This window comes from Psychroflexus aurantiacus (assembly GCF_010820555.1).
In the GTDB taxonomy this organism is placed as follows: domain Bacteria; phylum Bacteroidota; class Bacteroidia; order Flavobacteriales; family Flavobacteriaceae; genus Psychroflexus; species Psychroflexus aurantiacus.
In genome coordinates this window covers 1-20,547 of record NZ_JAAIKD010000001.1, presented here as the reverse complement: position 1 = coordinate 20,547, position 20,547 = coordinate 1, and the positions used below count along the sequence as shown (strand labels likewise).

Genomic DNA, 20,547 nt, shown 5'->3' with positions numbered 1-20,547 from the left:
TTCATCAGGCTTTAGAAAATAAAGTTTTAAAGGAGATAAATCCGAAACCAAATACAAGCATCGCATGGAAGATGACCAGTCCAAAATCCTGAGTAAGATAAGCGCTGTAAAGGCCATATATAAAGTAACCAAATAATAGAATTTCAATGCTATTGAGAACCGAAAGTTTTTTGTTTATGTAAGTCTTCCCTTTCCAGGTATCTGTACTTGAAGAAATATCAAATTTTGGAGTCCGAATAAAGGCTGATTTTTTATTGAAATGTCCTTCCAAAATGGCCCAGCTATTATGGACCGATAAGCCCATGGCAATGGAGAAAAAAGCGAGAAATAATCCGGTGAATTTTAAAAAGGAAACAAAACCACCACCATGAATTTCTCGGTAACTTATCCAGTAGCCATAGATGAAAAGCAGGGTGCTTACACCCATCGCCGCCAGTATGTAAAAAATTAAATCCCAGGATTCCTGTTGAAATTTGATGTAAAGTATGGGAATACTCAATACAGCAACTAACAAAATCAGCAGAAACATACTTGAATTTAACAGATGAAAAAAGCTATGAAGCTTAGAAGTTGCAGTTATGGCTTTGCTCTTGTAAACGGTTCTAAAATTTTTTCTGAAATTTTCTGCTGCCCCTTTATTCCAGCGAAATTGCTGGGATCTTGCCGCACTCAGAACCACAGGAAGTTCTGCGGGTGTAACCACCTCTTTGAGGTAGGTGAATTTCCAGCCTTTGAGCTGGGCCCGATAACTCAGGTCCAGATCTTCCGTCAGGGTGTCTCCCTGCCAATTTCCGGCATCTTTAATACAGGTTTTTCTCCAGACACCAGCGGTCCCGTTGAAATTGATGAAATGACCACCGAATGAGCGGCCCACCTGTTCAATCAAAAAGTGAAAATCTAAGGCAAAAGCCTGTATTTTGGTAAGAAGGCTATAATTTCTATTGACATGTCCCCAGCGGGTTTGTACCACGCCGATGTCAGGCTTGCTGAAGTGGGGAATCGTTTTCTTTAACCAGTCTCGCCGAGGTAAAAAGTCAGCATCAAAAACAGCGATAAACTCGCCTTCTGCAGTTTTCAAGCCCTCTTTGAGCGCTCCGGCTTTGAAGTTTTCCCGGTTGGTTCTATGCATGTATTTGGCATTAACCCCTTGCTGGATCAATGCCTGAGTCAGTTGTTCTGTATGGGCTCTAGAGGCATCTGTAGAATCGTCTAAAACCTGAATTTCCAGTTTCGAAGCTGGATAATCCAGCTGAGCGATTTTGTTCAGCAGGCGTTTCACCACATACTGTTCGTTGTATAAGGGAAGCTGAACGGTGACTTTAGGCCATTCGGCGGGTTCCTTCAGGACTTGAGGCGATTTCTTTTTTGCTTTTTGGTAATGAAGTACAAGCTGTAATTGCAGCAAACTGTACACCAAAATCAGAAAAAGGGCTAGCGTATAAAGCCCGACGATGATGTATTCAAAAATCATTTAAATGTATATTTAAAAATCCAGCCCAATATTTTCACTCCGGCCATGACAGACCCTTTGACAGTGCCTGAAACTTTAGATTCTCCAATTCTGTTTCTATACTTTATATCAACTTCTGTATAGGTCAACTTTTGCCTTAGGGCTTTCAATTGCATTTCAACGGTCCAGCCATAGGTTTTGTCTTCCATGTTCAAAGCTAAAAGCTTTTTATATTTAATGGCTCTAAATGGTCCAAGATCTGTAAACTTAGAATTAAAAAATAAGCGCATCAAGGTGGTAGCCAGCCAATTTCCAAAAATCTGAGGAACCGTCATAGATCCTGGTTCCCGTTTAGATTTTACCCTGGCTCCAATGACTAAGTCCATGTCATCCTTAATAATGGGCGCTACAATTTTGTCCATTTCTTCGGGATAATCACTGTAATCCCCGTCCAGAAAAACGACAATCTCCGTGGGTTCCTTCAATTCCCTGAGGTAGGCAAGCCCCTTTAAACAGGCATATCCGTAGCCCATTTTAGGTTCGTAAAGCAAAGTTGCTCCAGCTTTTTGTGCTTCCTGGGCGGTGTGGTCTGTCGATTGATTGTCCACGACAATAACTTCAGAAACAAATGAAGGTATATCACGGATAACCCTGGCAATAGAGCCTTCTTCGTTAATTGCGGGTATAATTACTCTTATCCTGGTCATAGGCTGCGAAAATACATTTATAGTTTGTTTTGGGACTAGTCGTTTGATGCTGAATTTTATTTCAGAAAAAAATAAACCCTATCCTAAACAATTACGTAAATAACTGTGCATAAGATTTTTATCGAGATGGGTTTAGTTTGTTTTTGTTGATAGATTGGGAATTGTGATTTATTTTACATCGCAATTCCCTTTTTTTAAAGTGAGATTTGTGAAATGAATTAAAATAAGTAGATTTAGGGAAAAATTTATCAATGCAGCCAGATGAACTTATTTTACAGTTAAAGCAAAAAAACGAAGTTGCTTTTTCTCAGATTTATGATATGTATTCTGAAAACATTCTCGGAATTATCAATACCATAGTCAATGATATCGAAATGTCCGAAGAAGTGCTTCAGGATGTGTTTATAAAAGTCTGGGACAAATCTGAATCGTATTCCAGCGATAAAGGCCGTTTTTTCACCTGGCTATTGAATATTTCTAGGAATGCAGCCATCGATAAAGTGAGGTCTAAAGCGTATAAGAACAAGCGTAAAAATTCAGATTTTGATGATTTTTCATTTTTTATAAAAGATGATAAAGATCTGGACAGCATAAGTGATGGGTATGGCATTAGAAAGTTTGTAGATCAACTAAAACCCATGTGTACGAAATTAATCGATTTGTTGTTTTTTAAGGGATATACACAAAAAGAAGCCTCAGAAACTTTAAAAATTCCTTTGGGAACGGTAAAATCCAGAAACAGAACCTGCTTGAATTCATTAAGAGAAACATTAGAATAATATGACGACTAAAGACTATATAGAATCCGGAGTGCTCGAACTTTATGTGTACGGGACGCTCTCAGACAAGGATCAGGCCCAGGTGGCCAAAGATGTTGCCAAGGACCCTGAGCTTCAGGCAGAAGTCAGCGCCATAGAATCTTCACTTCTGAAGCTTTCTAAAGCGACTTCTGCGGGCGTAAATCCGTCAGTCAAAAGAGAAGTGCTTCAGAACATAAATCAGAAGGTAGCTCAGACAAAACCTAAAGTTAAAATCATCACGTCCAACTATTCTTACTTTGGCTGGGCTGCAGCTATTTTACTCCTGGGAGGGATTTTATGGCTGTTGAAACTGAATCAGGATCTGCAGGAAGAACTCCAGATGGTTTCAACACAAAAGGAAGTGCAGGAAACCGAAATGCTTGTTAAAAGTCAGAAAATGCAAAATCTGGAAGACTTGCTGGAAAAAATGTCCAGACCTGGAACGCGAAAGCTGATACTTCCGGGAAATCAAATCAACGCTCCCAATTCTGCTGTTGCTGCTTTTTATGACGATGAATCCAATGAATTGATATTAGACATCAGCCGATTGCCGGAGGCGCCGGAAGGCATGGTTTACCAGGCCTGGTCACTCACCTTCGAGCCGTTAACGCCAAACAGTATTGGGGTTTTGGAGGAAGCCAATTCGCCTGAAGAGCAGTTGTTTAGATTGCAAAATATTCCAGAATCGGAAGGTTTCGGAATCACTCTGGAGCCAGCAGGGGGTAGTCAATCCCCAAACCTGGAACAGCTCTATGCTTTAGGAACTATATAAAATTCAATTAAGCCTCCAGATTTCAAAGTTGAGCACCGCAGCAAAAAGGATCCAGAGGATATAAGGAATCAGTAAGTAAGCGGCCAGATTATTGACAATTTTAAACCATTTGTAAGTGATCAGGACTAAAATGATAAGCGCGCAGATCATAAAAAGTCCGGCCAAAGGCGACTGATATCCGAAAAAAGCAACAGACCAGGACGCATTAAAGACCAGTTGAAACCCGAAGTGATACAGGGCGGTTTTCACCCAAACATGATGAAACCCCCTGCTCCATACAATCCCAGCCGCCACACCCATCAGGATGTAAAGCAGCGTCCAGACAGGTCCGAAGACCCAGCTGGGAGGATTGAAACTCGGTTTTTCCAGGGTGGTATACCAGGTGTCAACGCTGGTTTGAGTAGCCATAGACCCCACGAATCCAAATCCCAGGCAAATCACTATGGCTATAATTATTTTTAAAACGGTAGCGTGTTTCATAAGCTTCTTTCTGTCTAGCAAATTATTAATATTTTTCAATATCTACAATCCATAGCAGAACATTTGGCTTTCCTTATATTTGTTGAAAATCAAGAGCACAATGAATCCAAACGATTTTACATACCAAACGCCACAGCTTTTACCAGACCTCAATACCTATACATCTGAAGCGCCAAGCAATATTGCCCTGGTGAAATACTGGGGAAAATACGGGGAACAGCTGCCCAAAAATACCTCCATTAGTTTCACCTTAGAGCAGTGCAAGACGTACACCGAGGTCATTTTAAAAAAACGTATCGAAGCTGTGGATCAGTTTCATTTTGAAGTGTTCTTAGACAAGGAACCCAAGCCTTCTTTTAAATCTAAAATCGAAACCTTTCTAAGGCGAATTGAAGTTTACACTCCATTTTTGAAGTCTTTTCAGTTTGAAATCCATACCCGGAATACTTTTCCGCACAGCAGCGGTATAGCTTCATCTGCCAGCGGAATGGCCGCGCTGGCCAAGTGCTTTGTAGCTATGGAGGCTTCCGTTAAGCCAGCTATGACCGCTGAATTACAAGCTCAGAAAGCCTCTTTTTTAGCAAGACTGGGGTCGGGTAGCGCCTGCAGAAGTACCGGAGGTAAGCTTGTGGTCTGGGGAAAACATAAGGACATCCAGGGCAGTTCAGGCTTTTATGGCATCGATTATCCCGATGAGGTTCATCACAATTTCAGAAATTTCAGAGATTCTATTTTGCTGATTGATGAAGGTCAAAAGCAAGTGAGCAGTAGTGTGGGCCATAATTTGATGCATGGTCACCCCTTTGCCGAACAGCGCTTTCAGCAGGCTGATAAAAATATCACCAAACTGAAACCCATCCTGGCTTCAGGAAACTATGAAGCGTTTTTTGCCCTAGTGGAGTCCGAAGCTTTGTCCCTGCATGCCATGATGATGACCAGTTCGCCTTACTTTATCCTGATGCAGCCCCAGACGTTGGAGGTTATCCATAAGCTGTGGAAGTTCAGAGCCTCTGAAAAGGTGCCGGTCGGCTTTACGCTGGATGCCGGAGCCAATGTGCATATTTTATATCCACAGGCTTCAGAAACCAAAGTGAGGGTCTTTATCGAGGAACATCTGCTTCAGTTTTGTCAGGGGAAAAAAGCGATTCATGACCAGATTCAATTTTAATTTTTTGTTTTAAATTCTCGTATAAAAATCAAACAAAATGCTTTATTTTCGTCAAAGTTTTATGTGTGGACTGATATCTTTTCTTAAAAGTGATGGTTTATCTCCTAATAATCAGTAATATTTGCATAGTTGATTAATTTTATCCTAAATTAAGGCTTATGAAAGGACCTCTTTTTTATTCAAAGATTTTATTGTTTGGAGAATACGGTATCATCAAAGATTCCAAAGGTTTATCTATTCCTTACAATTTCTACAACGGAGCTTTGAAAGTGGATGAACAACCCGATGAAAAGGCTGTCAAATCCAATTCAGAATTAAAGCGATTTTCTTCTTATTTAGGCAAACTCAACACAGAAAAGCGTACTCCGGTGCGTTTCGATCTGGACTCTCTGAATGCAGATCTTGACAAGGGCATGTATTTCGACAGCAGTATTCCGCAAGGCTATGGTGTAGGAAGTAGCGGTGCCCTGGTCGCGGCGATTTACGATAAGTATGCTTTCGATAGAATTACGGTTTTAGAGAATCTGTCCAAGGATAAACTTCTCAAGCTAAAAACCATTTTTTCTAAAATGGAGTCTTTCTTTCACGGTAAATCTTCCGGTTTAGATCCACTGAATAGTTATTTAAGCTTACCAATTCTTATCAATTCCAAAAATAATATAGAGCCGGCTGGCCTGCCTTCTCAAATTCAAAACGGTAACGGAGCTGTCTTTTTACTGGACAGTGGCATAGTAGGTGAAACAGCACCGATGGTTCAGATTTTTATGGATAATATGAAGCAGGAAGGCTTCAGGAATATCATCAAAGACAAGTTTGTAAAACATACAGATGCCTGCGTAGAGAACTTTTTGGAAGGAGATTTCAAAACGCTTTTTGGAAATATCAAGCATTTATCCAACGTGGTTCTGGATAATTTTAAGCCTATGATTCCCAAGCAGTTTCACGAACTGTGGAGAAAAGGAATTGAAACCAACGATTACTATCTCAAACTTTGTGGCTCTGGAGGTGGAGGCTATATCTTAGGCTTTACCCAGGATTTTGAAAAGGCCAAAGCAGCTTTGAAAGATCATAAATTGGAAGTGGTTTACACGTTTTAAAAAAAAAACTAAGTCATGTCCCGAGAGAACAAACGCCTTTGGCTCAAATTTTTGAGTTTGTTCTCCGTGATACGCGGTTACAATATTTTGGTCATTGTAATTGCGCAATATTTAGCTTCTATTTTTATTATGGCTCATCCTTTGCCCGTGCGGCAAGTGGTTTTGGATCCCAATCTTTTTTTAATTATCCTTTCTACAGCACTGGCCATTGCTTCGGGCTACCTTATCAATAACTTCTACGATTCTGAAAAAGACCTGATCAACAGGCCTCAAAAAACTTTGCTGGATAATTACGTCAGTCAAAAGACCAAACTGGGTGTCTATTTTACGCTCAATTTCTTGAGCGTCATCATTGCCAGTTATGTGAGTTTTAAAGCCGTCTTATTCTTTTCCTTTTACATTTTTGTGCTGTGGCTGTATTCTCATAAGTTGAAGCGCTATCCTTTTCTGGGAACCCTTACGGCCGGCCTGGTGGCCATCTTGCCTTTTTTCATCATTTTCGTCTATTACAGAAATTTTGAAGCGGTTATTTTTGTGCATGCCATTTTCTTATTCTTCATCATTCTTATACGGGAGCTCGTCAAAGATCTCGAAAACCTCAAAGGCGATTTTACTTTAGATTATTCAACGATACCTGTTAAGTACAGCGTCAAATTCACCAAGCGACTCATCTCAGTTCTGGTCATTTCCACCATCATTCCAGCTCTTATTTTAGTGCTTTATTTCGACTCAGGCTATATGGATTATTACTTTCTCCTCTGTGTTGTTTTACTCCTTATATTTCTGTTTCAACTCTGGAGTTCCAGGCAAAAAATCCACTACCTCCTCCTGCACAACCTCCTCAAATTTATTCTTATCCTGGGCGTGTTTAGTATCATGCTCATCGATTTGGAAGCGGTGATTAAAAGGCTGTTTTATTTCCACTCCTAACCTCCCCCGAGGGGAGGGGTAATTTGAAATACCCCAAAATGAACAGTTTTACTTTTAAATAAAAATGAGGTGCTTTTAAGAGTTATTCTTATCCAGCCTTCCAAGGAACGCTGGGAGATTTACATACATTAGCTTTAAGCCTTACGATATCTAGTTTAGGTGTGAACTTTTATTTTTTTTACGTCCTGTCAGAGATCTCCAGTTTAGGAGTGAATCTTTCTCGACAACAGGTGTTCACTTTTAGTTAATGCTAAGCCCTAAAAGCTCAAAGCCGTCAACCCACTAATTTTTTAGTGGCAATTCCTGCCTGTTTATCTAGGATAGGCAGGTCAAAATAGAAAAATATTATTCTTCCGGGAGGTACTCAAGCTTTAGGATGTCAATATCCCTGATCAGGTCTTCGATTTCCTGGGGATTGGTACCATCGTAGAAGCCCCGGATGCGTTTTTCCTTGTCTACCAGCACAAAATTTTCGGTATGGATGAGATCATAAGGACCGCCGTCACCTTCAGATTTGGAAGCCAGGTACTCTTTACGAGCCAGGTTATAAATCTGCTGTTTGTCGCCCGTGACCAGGTTCCATTTGCTGTCGATGACTCCTTTTTCCAAAGCATAGGATTTGAGCTGAGGAACGTCGTCTATGTTTGGTGTGACCGAGTGGGACAGCAACTTCACCTCCTCGTCATTTTTAAATTCGGTTTGCAGGGTCTGCATGCTTTTGGCCATGTCTATGCAAATGCTCTGACAGGTGGTAAAAAAGAAATCGGCCACGTAGATTTTATCCTCGTAATCCTTTTGGGTAATCGTGTCGCCATTCTGATTCACCAGCTTAAAATCATCCACTTTGTGGTATTTTCTAATGTATTGAACGGTGGTATCCACGAGTTCAGCTGTAACCATGCTGGGTTGATAAACGGGGAGCTGGGGCGTGGGTTTTAACTGCCTGTAGATAAGCGTGATGATGATGGCCGAGAGGATGAGCATCACGACGAAGAAAAATTTATATTTAGCGAAAAACCTGAGCATTTTGAATTGTTATACTGCAAAAATAAGCCGAATGCAGATGCGGTGTTGTGTCATGGGTTACAATTATTTGTTAAGTCTGGGCAGTTGCTCATGAAAAATTTTTTATGCACCGATAAAAGATTACTTTTGCGATTGAAAATTACAGATTAATGGATCCATTTTTTATAAAAGCTCTTCAGCTCCTTTTGAGTTTGTCTATACTTATTGTGTTACACGAGCTTGGTCACTTCATACCGGCCAAACTTTTCAATACCCGGGTTGAAAAATTCTACTTGTTTTTTGATGTTAAGTTTTCACTTTTCAAAAAGAAAATAGGAGATACTGTCTACGGTATTGGCTGGTTGCCCCTTGGGGGCTATGTCAAAATTTCGGGCATGATCGATGAGAGTATGGACCGGGAACAGATGTCCAAACCTCCTGAGCCCTGGGAGTTTAGAAGCAAACCGGCCTGGCAGAGGCTTATCATTATGCTTGGTGGGGTGACCGTGAATGTTGTGCTTGGTTTCCTGATTTACATGATGGTGCTTTTTGTATATGGGGAGAATTATTTATCTCCAGAGGTATTTGATGACGGTCTAGAGACCGCTGAGGTGATGAAGGATTATGGTTTTATGGACGGCGATAAAATTTTGAGTGTTGATGGTGAACCTTTACAAAGCCAGATCGATATCAATAAATACCTTTTACTGAGAAATGTCAATACCGTAGAAGTACAGCATCCTACCGGAACTAAAGAAACGATTTCCCTGCCCGAAGATATCGGTCAGCAATTGTTTCAGTCGGGAATTCTGCAGCCCTTTTCCCCGGTGAAACAACCGATAATCGACAGCGTGCTGGCAGATTCCCCGGCCGCCAAAGCCGGATTAAAACAAGGAGATTTAATCACCTCGGTCAATGGTGAAAAGGTGAACTACTGGCACGAATTCAGACAGAAGGTAGAGGCTAGCCAGGGAGAGACCATCTCTTTAACTTATGATTCTACGGCAGAAGCTAACCCGGGTCTTGATAAAGAGCTCAACGGAGAAGGTTTTGGCAAGGTAGATATCACAACAAATGAAGAGGGTAATATTGGCGTGTTCACTTCAGCTATTTCGGCTGATGATATTTTGACCAGAGACTACAGTTTCGGAGAGAGCATAGGGGCAGGATTTGATTTTGCCTACTGGACGCTCCACGATTACGCGGCTCAGTTCAAATACGTGTTTACCAAAAAAGGAGCCTCGCAGGTTGGGGGCTTTGGCGCTATAGGAGGTTTGTTTCCTGAGGCCTGGGACTGGAAAGCCTTCTGGACAACAACCGCCTTTATTTCTATCATTCTTGCTTTTATGAATATTCTACCTATTCCGGCCCTGGACGGAGGGCATGTGATGTTCCTGCTTTACGAGATGATTTCCGGTCGTAAGCCTAACGAAAAAGTGATGGAATATGCCCAAATGATTGGTTTCTTTATACTTATAGCCTTGGTGCTGTTTGCTAATGGGAATGATGTTTACCGCTGGCTGACGGGCGATTAAAAATTAATATTTTTTCAAGAAAATATTTTGTGAAACTAAATATTGGTTTATATTTGCAACCGCAAAACACGAGAGTTCTTTACAACCTATAAATTCCCCTTTAGCTCAGTTGGTTAGAGCATCTGACTGTTAATCAGAGGGTCCAAAGTTCGAGTCTTTGAAGGGGAGCAAACAAAGCCTGATACGAAAGTATCGGGCTTTTTTGTTTTGATTATGTTTTACGTCTACATCCTTTATTAAAAACGTTTTGACAAGTACTACAGCGGGTCATCTCAAGATCCCTGGAAGCGTTTGAACAAACATAATTCTTCACCTTTTAATAAGTTCACATCCAAATACAGGCCTTGGGTATTGACTGCGGTCTTTGAAAGGGGTTCATCCCAAGCTGAAGCAGAAGCAGTTGAAAAATCCATCAAGAGGCAAAAAAAGCAGAGGCTTACGGATTAAGCTTAAAGACCCGGATTTTGCACCTAAGGGGAAACTGGCTCAGTTGGTTATTCCGTAACTACGGGACTAATCAGAGGGTCCAAAGTTCGCTCTAACGATAACTATCGGGGTTGAGGGGGGAGAATAAAGGGATCAAGACTAAATCTTGTGTTTATGCAAATAGTGTAGTGAGTCCATACAGGAAAAATTCTACATTTTAAACGTCCCTAAACTGTCTTTTAAAAACTTTCATTTGCGTCCAATATTGGTGCTCCTGTTTATAAAACAGGTTAGAATCGTTCTATAATGAAGCTATACAATTGATAGGAGAGGCTCTTTGGTTTTCCCCAATTCTATTTAATTACTTCCTCAGACAAATTAAGAAATAGCTAAGTCTAAGATGTAATTCATCAGCATCTCATAAAATTGAATCAAAGCAAGACAAAAGAACTTCCGAAAACTGTCCTCTATACCCTCAAGCTATATAACGTATTATAAATACTATTGAGCGGAAAAACACATACACATCACTATCATTTTCAGCATTCCAAAACCTCTTGGACTTTTATTACGTAGATATTCTAAAGTACTAAATTTTATTTAATTCAAACTAATACTTGAGGACAGCACATTATAAACCATCATTTTTTATTCGCAACCTGTTGGTTGTAATGTCTCTATTATACCTGTTTTCTCCGTTATGTTCAGAATTCAACAGTCTTCTTCATAAACTATCACATCAATTTGTTATTGAAGATCACCATGCTGAAAAATCTAATGAAAAGAAAATCCATCATTCAGAGGATCATGATTTTTTAGTTTTGAATCCTTTAGCAGAGGCCGAGGATCATCACAAGGAAGAAATCGATGATCACACACACGGTGTAATTTCACTCTTCAATTTGATTTTTAATTATGATTCTTCAAAAGATGGTAAGGAAAAACAAATTTTTGAAAATAAAATAGATAAACATATTCTCTATCATACTATCCATTTTTCGCCATGGGCCTTAGTCTACAACGACAAAAAAATGCGTGATTACTTTTTCTTCACAAAAGGCCATGAGCCTGATATTACAATCCCACCTCCCCAGAGCAATTTCACCTAAGACATATCATTTTATTTAGGCTGACGTATGCAGCCGATGAATTCAAGATGGATTTGACTCACCTATGTCAGTTTTAAAATTTTTCTAAGCTTACATCCAACTTGGATATCCATGGATATGTTCAAATCTCAAAAATAAATATATCAGCTTCTCTTAAAAAGGGGGAATGCTAACCCATGAAATCTTTAACTATGAACTATTATTTTACAGCATTTTTAATGCTTTTTACAACGGCTATTCTTGCCCAGAGTCTGGAAGGCACAGTAACCAATTCAAGTGATGAGCCTTTGGAATATGTAGCTGTTTTTAATAAGGTAACGGGAAAATATTGTCGAACTGATGCCACGGGTTCCTTTTCTTTGCCTAAAACATCAGCAGAAGACTCCATCTATTTTTCAAGCCTGGGATATAAAACCAAACTTTTAATAATCACTCCTGATAATTTGAACAAAAAAATAGTAACAGAGATGCAAGAGTTGAGTATATCTCTGGAACAAATAATTTTAGTATCTGAAGTAAATGCGCTCAGCCAATTGGTAGCTGTTGATACACAAATCAATCCCGTGAAATCATCACAGGAAATACTCCGGAAGGTGCCGGGTTTGATCATTGGGCAGCATGCGGGTGGTGGAAAAGCAGAACAGATCTTCCTGCGTGGTTTTGATGTAGATCATGGAACCGATGTGGCTATAAGCGTAGAGGGAATGCCTGTAAATATGGTTTCACACGCCCATGGACAAGGTTATGCAGATTTGCATTTTGTTATCCCTGAAACCATTAAAAACCTCGATTTTGGGAAAGGCCCCTATTATTCGGATAAAGGAAATTTCAATACTGCAGGTTATATTGACCTTCAACTAAAAAAAAGCCTAAATAAAAATCTGATCTCCGTGGAGGCAGGGCAGTTCAATACCAAAAGATTTGTAGGTATGTTTAAGCTCCTGGAATCCGATACTAATACTGCTTATGTAGCCTCCGAATTTTCTCTATCTGATGGTCCATTTGACTCTCCTCAAAATTTCAACCGTATAAATATGATGGGAAGGTATCATTACAATTTAAGGGGGAATCAGGAATTAACAGTTACCACCTCACATTTCCAAAGCAAATGGGATGCCTCGGGGCAGGTGCCGCAGCGTGCCATTGACCGGGGTTTAATTGGAAGGTTTGGAGCAATTGACGATACAGAAGGGGGTAAAACAAGCAGATCCAACCTTCTTTTCAATCACAAAAAAAGGATGGATGACAATAGTGTAGTAAAATCAAAGGCTTTTATCTCTCAATATAATTTTGAACTCTATTCCAACTTCACTTTTTTTCTGGAAGATCCTGTAAATGGTGACCAAATACGACAAAAGGAAAATCGTGTCCTAGTTGGTGCTGAAAGTGTTTTTGAAAAAAAGAATATTGATCTAGGAAACGACATCGAGTTCGACTATGCTTCCGGGATCGGGTTTCGCTATGATGATGTAGACGATGTAGAGTTGTCAAGTACATTAAACCGAAAAACGACCCTAGATCAAATTTCATTAGGGGATGTAGACGAGGTAAATGCCTATGCTTTTTTAAACACCCAACTTAAAAAGGGGAAATGGACCCTCAATCCGGCACTCAGACTGGATTATTTTAAATTCGATTATTTAAACAAGCTAAGCGAAACCTATGATAATCAAAGTGAATCAAAATTTGCATTTAGTCCGAAGTTGAATACAATCTACTCGGTAAATGGAAACTGGAAGCTTTTTCTTAAATCGGGAATCGGATTTCACTCTAATGATGCCAGAGTTGTAGTCGCCAATAAGGGAAAGTCCATACTTCCTGCAGCTTATGGAGTGGACTTAGGGACTATTATAAAACCGACAGATAAGTTAGCCCTAAATGCAAGCCTCTGGAGTTTGTTTCTGGAGCAGGAATTCGTGTATGTTGGGGATGCAGGAATCGTTGAACCAAGCGGGAAAACCAACCGACTCGGTTTAGAGTTGGGGGCGCGCTACCAGGCATGGGATTGGTTATATTTATATAGCGATATCAACTATACCTATGCCAGAAGCCTGGAGCAACCCGACGGGCAAGACTTTATTCCATTGGCACCCGACCTTACTTCCTCTGGAGGGATTATCGTCAATGGCTTAGGAAATTATTCCGGCGGGCTCACTTATCGCTTTGTCAGTGACAGGCCTGCTAATGAAGACAACTCTATTGTGGCAGAGGGCTATTTTGTTACCGATTTGAATATTAATTACAATCGGAAGAATTGGTCTTTTGGAATCATTGTAGAGAATCTGCTAAATACCGAATGGAATGAAACCCAGTTCGCAACTGAAAGTCGTTTATCCAATGAATCGATTTCTTCCGAAGAAATACATTTTACACCAGGCATTCCATTTTATATCAGAGGAAAGCTAAGTGTTACATTTTAAAAAATGCACCTTCAAAAAGATAAACACAGGAGTGGGAAGCTTAGGTAAAGAACTCTCCTAAATTCACTTCTAAAGCGAAAGACCGGGAATTGTACTTAAACCTTAAATGTGAAACCAAAAGTCAAGGCCCAGCTTTAGAAAAACATATTAAAAAGATCAAACTAAAGTATATATATTCAGAACTTGAGAACCTATCCTGAAATGCGCATAAAATTACTTCATAAATATAGAGAAAGTTCGCTCTCCCGATAACTATCGGAGTTGAAAGGGAGCAAATAGAAATGGTTTCAAACCTTGGCTTCCTGGCTTACACTCGTTCTTAGCCTTAGGGTCTGTATAATGAAGTCAGCTCTGTTTATGGACGATAGTCATATCCTGTTCGATTCCGAAGCAGGTTAAGTGGATATTTAAAAACCTGCTGAGACTGTTTTTATAAATCAAACTTTACCTTATAACTGCTAGTTGAATAGTCGGTGGTTCTGTCAAACACTATCGTATATGGGCCTGAATTTGACAAGGCCGATATGGCCTCAGTGAAATTTTGATCTTTAAAGCATAAGCTGCCCTGTTTAGTAAATGGGACACTGTCAAGCTTTAGAATTTTGCCTCCGGGGAGTTTTATTTTGACCTCTTCAAAGCTATGGTCTAAGGATGTAGCTAAATTAGAACCGTATTCATAAACTTTTATAATTAAGCTTTTTCCATCTTTGATAAACGCAAAAGCAGCATCCCGATTTGTATTTGCTGAATTTGTAAATGTGCCGGTGACTACAAAAGTCTCATAAGTTTTGCAGGTTTGATCTCCAAAATCGTTAACATGATACTTTGTTTCCCATTGTGAATAAAGTGTTCCGTGAGTCAGAATTGACAACAGGATTAATAATTTGATTTTTTTCATAGCAGCTTGTCTTTTGGTTTTATTAAATCTTCATGAGGTTAAGTGTTTAGTTTGAGAGGAAGTAGTAGACTGTTATTCATATGCTTGAAGCGATAGCTTATTAGTCGGCAGGTACTCCGTAAACAAATAAGTTGTGTATAATTAAGTATATAGATAATACCAAAAAGGCATAAATCAATACCCTGATAATCTTTTCTAGAATATTCATGTATGAATTGAGCTTTGAATTTTTATTATTTTGAGGCTTTGTGCTCCGATACACTATAGACATAGTAAGAGTGTCTATCGCTTATATGAGTCTGTATGTTTTCAATAGCGGACTGTAAATAAGAAACTTAAACGTTTTTAAATCTATAGTTTAATCGATATAATTTATTTGAAACTTTTTTAAAGGCGCAGATCTTAGCTAAGTGGGCGCTGATAAATGTGTGGTAAGTTTTGAGAAGTAGACGAGAAGAATTAAGAATAGAATTTTCATAGGGAATAGGTTAATTGGTTGGCTCTAAATTAAAAAGTTATCGCTTAAAGTTTTTATACCATACCGTAATCCGACATGATTTGTCTAATCTTAAATGAAGTTCAGGCTGAGATAAGCCTTAAGTATTGGATTCTCAGTCATCCATAAAATCATTCGGTAAGGATTATTTAAGAAGCTCGTGAAATTTTATGTTTTATCATCTTAGTTTAGGCTCGAATTGCTTATCTTCAATTATAAAAAATAAGCATGCGAATAGTTTTAATTAGTATGATAGCGCTAATGACAAGTTTTTCAGGATCGGCTCAAAAATTCAATCTTAAGGTCGTTATTGAAGATATTGAGAAAAGTAAAGGAATCATCTATATGTCTCTGCATGACAAAGCGGACGGATATCCCAGTGATGAAGAAAAAGCAGTGAGAACAGCACAAATTAAAGACTTTGGTTCCCAGGCCGAATTCACTTTTGAGAATTTGGATCAAGGGGAGTATGCTGTTTCAGTCTTTCAGGATTTAAATGGAAATACCGAGATGGATACCAATTTTTTCGGATTTCCTCAAGAGCCTGTGGGGGCTTCCAACATGACCTCCTTAGGTCGTCCAAATTTTTCTAAATGTAAATTCAAATTGGATAAGAATTCAACCATCAGCGTTCAATACATGAATTGAGGTTTTTTTTTAAATGTATTAAAACAAGTGTATGTATTCAGTATCAAACAATAGTCAGCTACTGGATACAAATGAGTTATCATCAGCCTTTTGCATCTGTTTTTTCACGCTAAGACCGCTAAGCTTTTTCCGAAGTAAACACATCTTTATACAAATGATTATCAAAAATTTGCCTGGCTTAGTCTATTTTTTTGATAAGCCTGTCTGAGAAGTTACGCACAGGCAGGTTGGTGTGAAATAAAATTTGATTTTCATATTTAAAACAGACTGATGAGTTAGAAAAAAGATTACCCTGGCATTTTTATATCAGATACAGGCTGAAGGTCCTAAAATCTTTAAAAAACTACTTTGTCAGAGCCTTCATGCCTCTATAATTTGAACGTACAGCGTTTTAACATCCGCTAAAATACTATTAATCCCAGGGTTAAAAGTTGTTAATCCTTGAAGAAATAAGGCATTTCAGTTTTATATTATGGATAAACTAATTAAAATATAAATGATGAAGTATACAGAAAAAGTGTCCAATAAACTCAACGAACTATTAGAGAAAAATTACGATGCTGAGGCTGGTTACATAGCTGCCAAAGACAACGTAAAAAACAGCGACCTTAAAAATTTCTTTAAGGAACGCGCTACCGACAGATACGATTTCGGACATGAGATTAAAGAAGAAATCAGATCTTTTGGTGAAAAGCCGGATAAGGGGACAAGTATCAAAGGCGATGCGCATCGCGTCTGGATGAACCTTAAATCTACTTTTTCGAGCAATAGTGATGAAGCGGTGCTGAAAGAAGCCATCAGAGGTGAAAAGAAGGCTCTTGAAGATTATAATGAAATTTTAAAAGAAGTGGATCTTCCTGCCTCTACCAGAACAGTACTTGAAAAACACCGCAGCAGTTTGCAGGCAGCTCTAGACCACGTCAAAACCATCAAAGATTTTGCCTAGGCAGAATAAAGTTTTTTCAATAAATAAAAAAGAGGTTACATCAGGTAACCTCTTTTTTTTGAAAAGATTCTGCTTCAACAGATTTTGCAGGATGTGTTTTATAAATAATCAAGAGAAAGCATGTCAATTTTTATATCTGCTTCTCAAGTCCTTTCATTCATAAAATTTCCTATTTTTAATCAAAATATAAAACCCTATGAAATCATTACTATCCCTTGTCCTGTTAGTATGGACACTAACGCTTTCAGCCCAGCAAACCTTTATTTACTGTGGAAATTTGGTGGATGTTAAAAAAGGAGAGGTGGTCTCCAAAAAAACCATCATTGTAGAAAACGATCGTATTGTTGAGGTTAAAGACGGTTTTACAGACCTACCGGAATACGCAGTATTAATAGATCTCAGAAATGCAACAGTTCTTCCGGGCCTGTTCGATATGCATGTGCATCTGGAATCTGAAACCTCTAAAGACAATTACATCAAACCCTTCACACTCAATGAGGCTGATGTGGCTTACGAAGCGCAAGTTCACGCCAAGACTACCTTGCTGGCGGGGTTTACCTCGGTGAGAGATCTGGGAGGAACCGGAGTCAACACCAGTTTAAGGGATGCGATTGATAAAGGTTTAGTGATGGGGCCGCGGATTTATTCTGCAGGTAAATCTATCGCAACAACGGGAGGTCATGCCGATCCTACCAATGGATATAAGGCCGATTTGATGGGTACGCCTGGCCCTGCCGAAGGAGTGATCAATGGAACAGCCGAAGCCAGAGAAGCGGTAAGACAGCGATACAAAAATGGTTCGGATGTGATTAAAATTACCGCCACCGGAGGCGTGTTGAGTGTCGCTAAGAGCGGTCAAAATCCACAGTTTTTCGAGGACGAAATACGGGCTATTGTAGAAACAGCAAATGATTATGGTATGCTCACCGCTGCGCATGCGCACGGTGATGAAGGCATGCAGCGAGCCGTCAAAGCAGGAATAAGGACCATTGAACATGGAACACTGATGTCTGACGAGACCATGGAACTGATGATAAAACACGATGCCTACCTTGTGCCTACGATCACGGCGGGGAAGAGCGTTGCCGAGTTAGCTGAAATCGAAGGCTATTATCCGGCACTGGTAGTTCCTAAAGCCAAGGCGATTGGCCCTAAAATTCAAAACACCTTTGCAAAAGCCTATAAAAAAGGAGTCAATATTTTGTTTGGAACCGATGCCGGCGTGTTTAAGCATGGAAACAACGCTAAAGAGTTTGGGTATATGGTAGAAGTGGGTATGCCTCCTATGGAAGCGATACAGTCTGCAACAGTGGTTCCCGCCCAATTGCTTAAGGTAGAGGACGTATACGGATCGATTGAAGCAGGTAAAATTGCCGATATTATCGCTGTTGAAAAAAATCCAATCCAGGATATTTCAACCCTCACCCAGGTCATTTTTGTCATGAAAGGCGGTGAAGTCGTCAAGCCTTAAGCTTCTGAATTATTTCTTATTTAGCACCCTCAGTAAAATAAGGATTTATTCTAATGTATTCTCTTTCTGAGGCTTAGCGTTTAAAGCTTGAAAAGTTAAAAAACAGGTTTTTGAGCGTTTTTTTTTATGTAAACCTCTGTTTTTTAGCAATCTAAAATAATCTACAGCAATTATTCGAATCACTTTATTTTTTCTATTCTTAATTTTAAATATTAATCATAATTTATGATTTGATATTTCGGTATGCGCGTAGAATTTATTAAAAAAAGGCTGGAATTTCTGCTAGTGCTGTTCCTTTTGCAGCATAGTTTTGGTGCTTATGCTCAAACCAATATTACTTCCACAAAAGTTACATCCAATTATGAAGATGGAGTAAATAATAATCAAGGAGGGTGTAATCTTACCTATATTGATGCGTGGGATACTTTTCAAGAAAACACTTTTATCGAGTTTGATTTAAGCTCTCTTGATACCTACTATAATATCACTTCTGCTAATTTAAGATTGGTTCAAGGGAATGAGGGAGCTAATGGAGATATACCTTTCAATGTTTATAGGGTTACCAAAGCCTGGACTGAAGGGTCTGGCTGTTTTGACAATGTAGGTGGCTTAACCTGGAACTCCACAGGAAACGAAGCCTGGACAACTCCTGGAGGAGATTATGCCGGTACTGTCTATGGCTCTGCAACAGGAAACGATGCGAATGGTGCGGGGACAGTTTTTAATATAGACATTACAACTTTAGCACAGGAATGGTTAGATGGAACTCATCCAAATTATGGGCTTATTTTGGTTCCACAGGTTACACAAAATTCATGGTTCAGTATATACTCTGATGATGCTGCAACTGCAGGCAATCGTCCACGACTGGAAGTAACCCAAGAGCCCTGCAGTGTGTTTGCTGCTGTTGAGGTTGTCCGTCCTTTGTGCAGTACAAACACAGGGGAGATTAACGTGACAAATCCTAGCGGAGCCGATGATTTCGAGTACAGGCTAAATAGCGGCACCTGGCAGACCAGCCCCAATTTTACCGGCTTGGCTCCGGGTACATACAGCGTTTCCATGAGAAATGCCAATAATACAGCCTGTACAGAACTCCTGGGAGATTATGAAATTATTTGTGATACAGATACCGACGGGGATGGTGTTTTGGATAGTGAGGACTTAGATGCCGACAATGATGGTATTTCTGATGCCGATGAAGGCGCCTGCGTCAATGGAACTGAAAATAAACCCATTACAGATTTAGCATTAGCAAATAATTTTCCGACAGGGAGGTATTACTTCAATTTAGGGAGTGGCCTTTTCCAGGCCGATATCGACGCTTCAGAAGGAGGGGGTTGGGTGCTCATCTTACAATATGTTCATGAGGGGGGTACAAATCCTGATTTAAATGTTATACCTGCTAATGCAAATTTACCCATAACCAGCAGTGCCGTTCTGGGTAATGATGAGTCTTTACACCTAACCAAATGGGGTCATGCCGGCAATGCCAGAACCGCAAATTTAACGGGTGCAGATGAGTTGCGGTTTTATGCCGAGACCAGTGGTCATAGCAGAATTATACATTTTAAAACAGATCAGGGCTTGTCTTATGCAGCAACGGGTACAGGAAATCTATCTTCAACTATAGCGGCCAACTTCACGGCTCTTACGGGTCATACTGCTAATATTCCTTTGGCTACCAATAACGGTGACATTAACAGGGGGGACCTTGCACTAACTGAATTTCCCTTTTATAGAACAGGGAATTACCATTGGGGTATTAGAGGAAGAGGGTCGCGCTGGGAGGTTGATGATTTCCCTAACAACCCAAGCCGAAGTACCATTCATCGGGTATGGATAAGAAATTCTGTACTTCAAACCTGTACAGCCACAGATACAGATCTTGACACCGTTCCAGACTACCTGGATTTAGATTCCGACGGTGATGGCTGTTCAGATGCTGATGAGTATTATAACAGTGTTGGGACCGATGGTTTTGATGATGGAGTCTATGGCAACGGGACGCCTTCAGTAGACGCTGATGGTTTGGTTGTTGGTGCTGGATATAATGGTACGGGTTATAGTGCTGTCATTGATAATACCACTATGATTTGTGTAGATACTGATGGCGATGGCCTTGCTGATAGTGTAGATCTTGATGATGACAACGACGGGATTTTGGATGCCGATGAAATTCTCAACGG

17 protein-coding genes, 1 tRNA gene and 1 pseudogene are annotated in these 20,547 nt (G+C 39.8%); 14 read left to right on the top strand and 5 right to left on the bottom strand.

The window, feature by feature from the left end:
• Positions 1–4: 4 nt before the first annotated feature.
• Together G3567_RS00095 and G3567_RS00090 are read right to left on the bottom strand one after the other, a co-directional pair.
• Entirely contained in the window at positions 5–1,471 is a 1,467-nt protein-coding gene (locus tag G3567_RS00095; protein ID WP_164003146.1) for a cellulose synthase family protein, read from the bottom strand.
• The gene (locus tag G3567_RS00090; RefSeq protein WP_164003145.1) at positions 1,468–2,157 is read right to left on the bottom strand and encodes a glycosyltransferase family 2 protein; all 690 of its coding nucleotides are present in this window, start codon (positions 2,155–2,157) and stop codon (positions 1,468–1,470) included. Before G3567_RS00090 ends, G3567_RS00095 begins: the two co-directional genes overlap by 4 nt.
• A gap of 251 nt (positions 2,158–2,408) precedes the next feature.
• Here G3567_RS00090 and G3567_RS00085 point away from each other — a divergent pair, with 251 nt between their 5' ends.
• Positions 2,409–2,936 (top strand): RNA polymerase sigma factor, encoded by a 528-nt coding sequence (locus tag G3567_RS00085; protein ID WP_164003144.1) that lies wholly within the window; start codon positions 2,409–2,411, stop codon positions 2,934–2,936.
• 1 nt (position 2,937) lies between these two features.
• Positions 2,938–3,729 (top strand): anti-sigma factor, encoded by a 792-nt coding sequence (locus tag G3567_RS00080; RefSeq protein ID WP_164003143.1) that lies wholly within the window; start codon positions 2,938–2,940, stop codon positions 3,727–3,729.
• Positions 3,730–3,732: 3 nt separating this feature from the next.
• Here G3567_RS00080 and G3567_RS00075 read toward each other — a convergent pair whose 3' ends face one another.
• Positions 3,733–4,209: a TspO/MBR family protein gene (locus tag G3567_RS00075; protein ID WP_164003142.1), complete on the bottom strand. Its 477-nt coding sequence runs from the start codon at positions 4,207–4,209 to the stop codon at positions 3,733–3,735.
• 100 nt (positions 4,210–4,309) lie between these two features.
• On the opposite strand from G3567_RS00075, the gene G3567_RS00070 reads away from it, so the two are divergent.
• The 3 genes from G3567_RS00070 to G3567_RS00060 all read left to right on the top strand — a co-directional run bounded on the left by G3567_RS00070 (position 4,310) and on the right by G3567_RS00060 (position 7,404).
• Positions 4,310–5,377, top strand: a complete 1,068-nt coding sequence (locus G3567_RS00070) for a diphosphomevalonate/mevalonate 3,5-bisphosphate decarboxylase family protein (protein ID WP_164003141.1) — start codon at positions 4,310–4,312, stop codon at positions 5,375–5,377.
• Positions 5,378–5,535: 158 nt separating this feature from the next.
• Positions 5,536–6,474 (top strand): mevalonate kinase family protein, encoded by a 939-nt coding sequence (locus G3567_RS00065; RefSeq protein ID WP_164003140.1) that lies wholly within the window; start codon positions 5,536–5,538, stop codon positions 6,472–6,474.
• A gap of 15 nt (positions 6,475–6,489) precedes the next feature.
• On the top strand, positions 6,490–7,404 hold the full coding sequence (locus G3567_RS00060) for a geranylgeranylglycerol-phosphate geranylgeranyltransferase (RefSeq protein WP_164003139.1): 915 nt from the start codon (positions 6,490–6,492) through the stop codon (positions 7,402–7,404).
• Between the two features lie 345 nt (positions 7,405–7,749).
• On the opposite strand, the gene G3567_RS00055 is transcribed toward G3567_RS00060, so the two are convergent.
• On the bottom strand, positions 7,750–8,430 hold the full coding sequence (locus G3567_RS00055) for an SCO family protein (RefSeq protein WP_164003138.1): 681 nt from the start codon (positions 8,428–8,430) through the stop codon (positions 7,750–7,752).
• 149 nt (positions 8,431–8,579) lie between these two features.
• Between G3567_RS00055 and rseP the strand changes: the two genes are divergently transcribed.
• The 5 genes and pseudogenes from rseP (at position 8,580) to G3567_RS00030 (ending at position 13,899) form a co-directional block, all read left to right on the top strand.
• Positions 8,580–9,944, top strand: a complete 1,365-nt coding sequence (gene rseP, locus G3567_RS00050) for an RIP metalloprotease RseP (protein WP_164003137.1) — start codon at positions 8,580–8,582, stop codon at positions 9,942–9,944.
• A gap of 94 nt (positions 9,945–10,038) precedes the next feature.
• Positions 10,039–10,112 (top strand) — tRNA-Asn (locus tag G3567_RS00045).
• A gap of 96 nt (positions 10,113–10,208) precedes the next feature.
• A pseudogene (locus G3567_RS13590) lies at positions 10,209–10,391 on the top strand (GIY-YIG nuclease family protein); the annotation flags it as partial.
• Between the two features lie 596 nt (positions 10,392–10,987).
• Positions 10,988–11,479: a hypothetical protein gene (locus G3567_RS00035; RefSeq protein WP_164003136.1), complete on the top strand. Its 492-nt coding sequence runs from the start codon at positions 10,988–10,990 to the stop codon at positions 11,477–11,479.
• A 191-nt stretch (positions 11,480–11,670) separates the two neighbouring features.
• Entirely contained in the window at positions 11,671–13,899 is a 2,229-nt protein-coding gene (locus G3567_RS00030; RefSeq protein WP_164003135.1) for a TonB-dependent receptor, read from the top strand.
• Positions 13,900–14,329: 430 nt separating this feature from the next.
• Here G3567_RS00030 and G3567_RS00025 read toward each other — a convergent pair whose 3' ends face one another.
• Entirely contained in the window at positions 14,330–14,797 is a 468-nt protein-coding gene (locus tag G3567_RS00025; RefSeq protein WP_164003134.1) for a hypothetical protein, read from the bottom strand.
• A gap of 724 nt (positions 14,798–15,521) precedes the next feature.
• Here G3567_RS00025 and G3567_RS00020 point away from each other — a divergent pair.
• The 4 genes from G3567_RS00020 to G3567_RS00005 all read left to right on the top strand — a co-directional run.
• Positions 15,522–15,941 (top strand): DUF2141 domain-containing protein, encoded by a 420-nt coding sequence (locus G3567_RS00020; protein WP_164003133.1) that lies wholly within the window; start codon positions 15,522–15,524, stop codon positions 15,939–15,941.
• 499 nt (positions 15,942–16,440) lie between these two features.
• Positions 16,441–16,887: a ferritin-like domain-containing protein gene (locus G3567_RS00015; RefSeq protein WP_164003757.1), complete on the top strand. Its 447-nt coding sequence runs from the start codon at positions 16,441–16,443 to the stop codon at positions 16,885–16,887.
• 196 nt (positions 16,888–17,083) lie between these two features.
• Positions 17,084–18,358, top strand: coding sequence for a metal-dependent hydrolase family protein (locus tag G3567_RS00010; protein ID WP_164003132.1), 1,275 nt, complete (start codon positions 17,084–17,086; stop codon positions 18,356–18,358).
• Positions 18,359–18,601: 243 nt separating this feature from the next.
• On the top strand, positions 18,602–20,547 hold a 1,946-nt coding region (locus G3567_RS00005; protein WP_164003131.1), incomplete at its 3' end, for a DNRLRE domain-containing protein.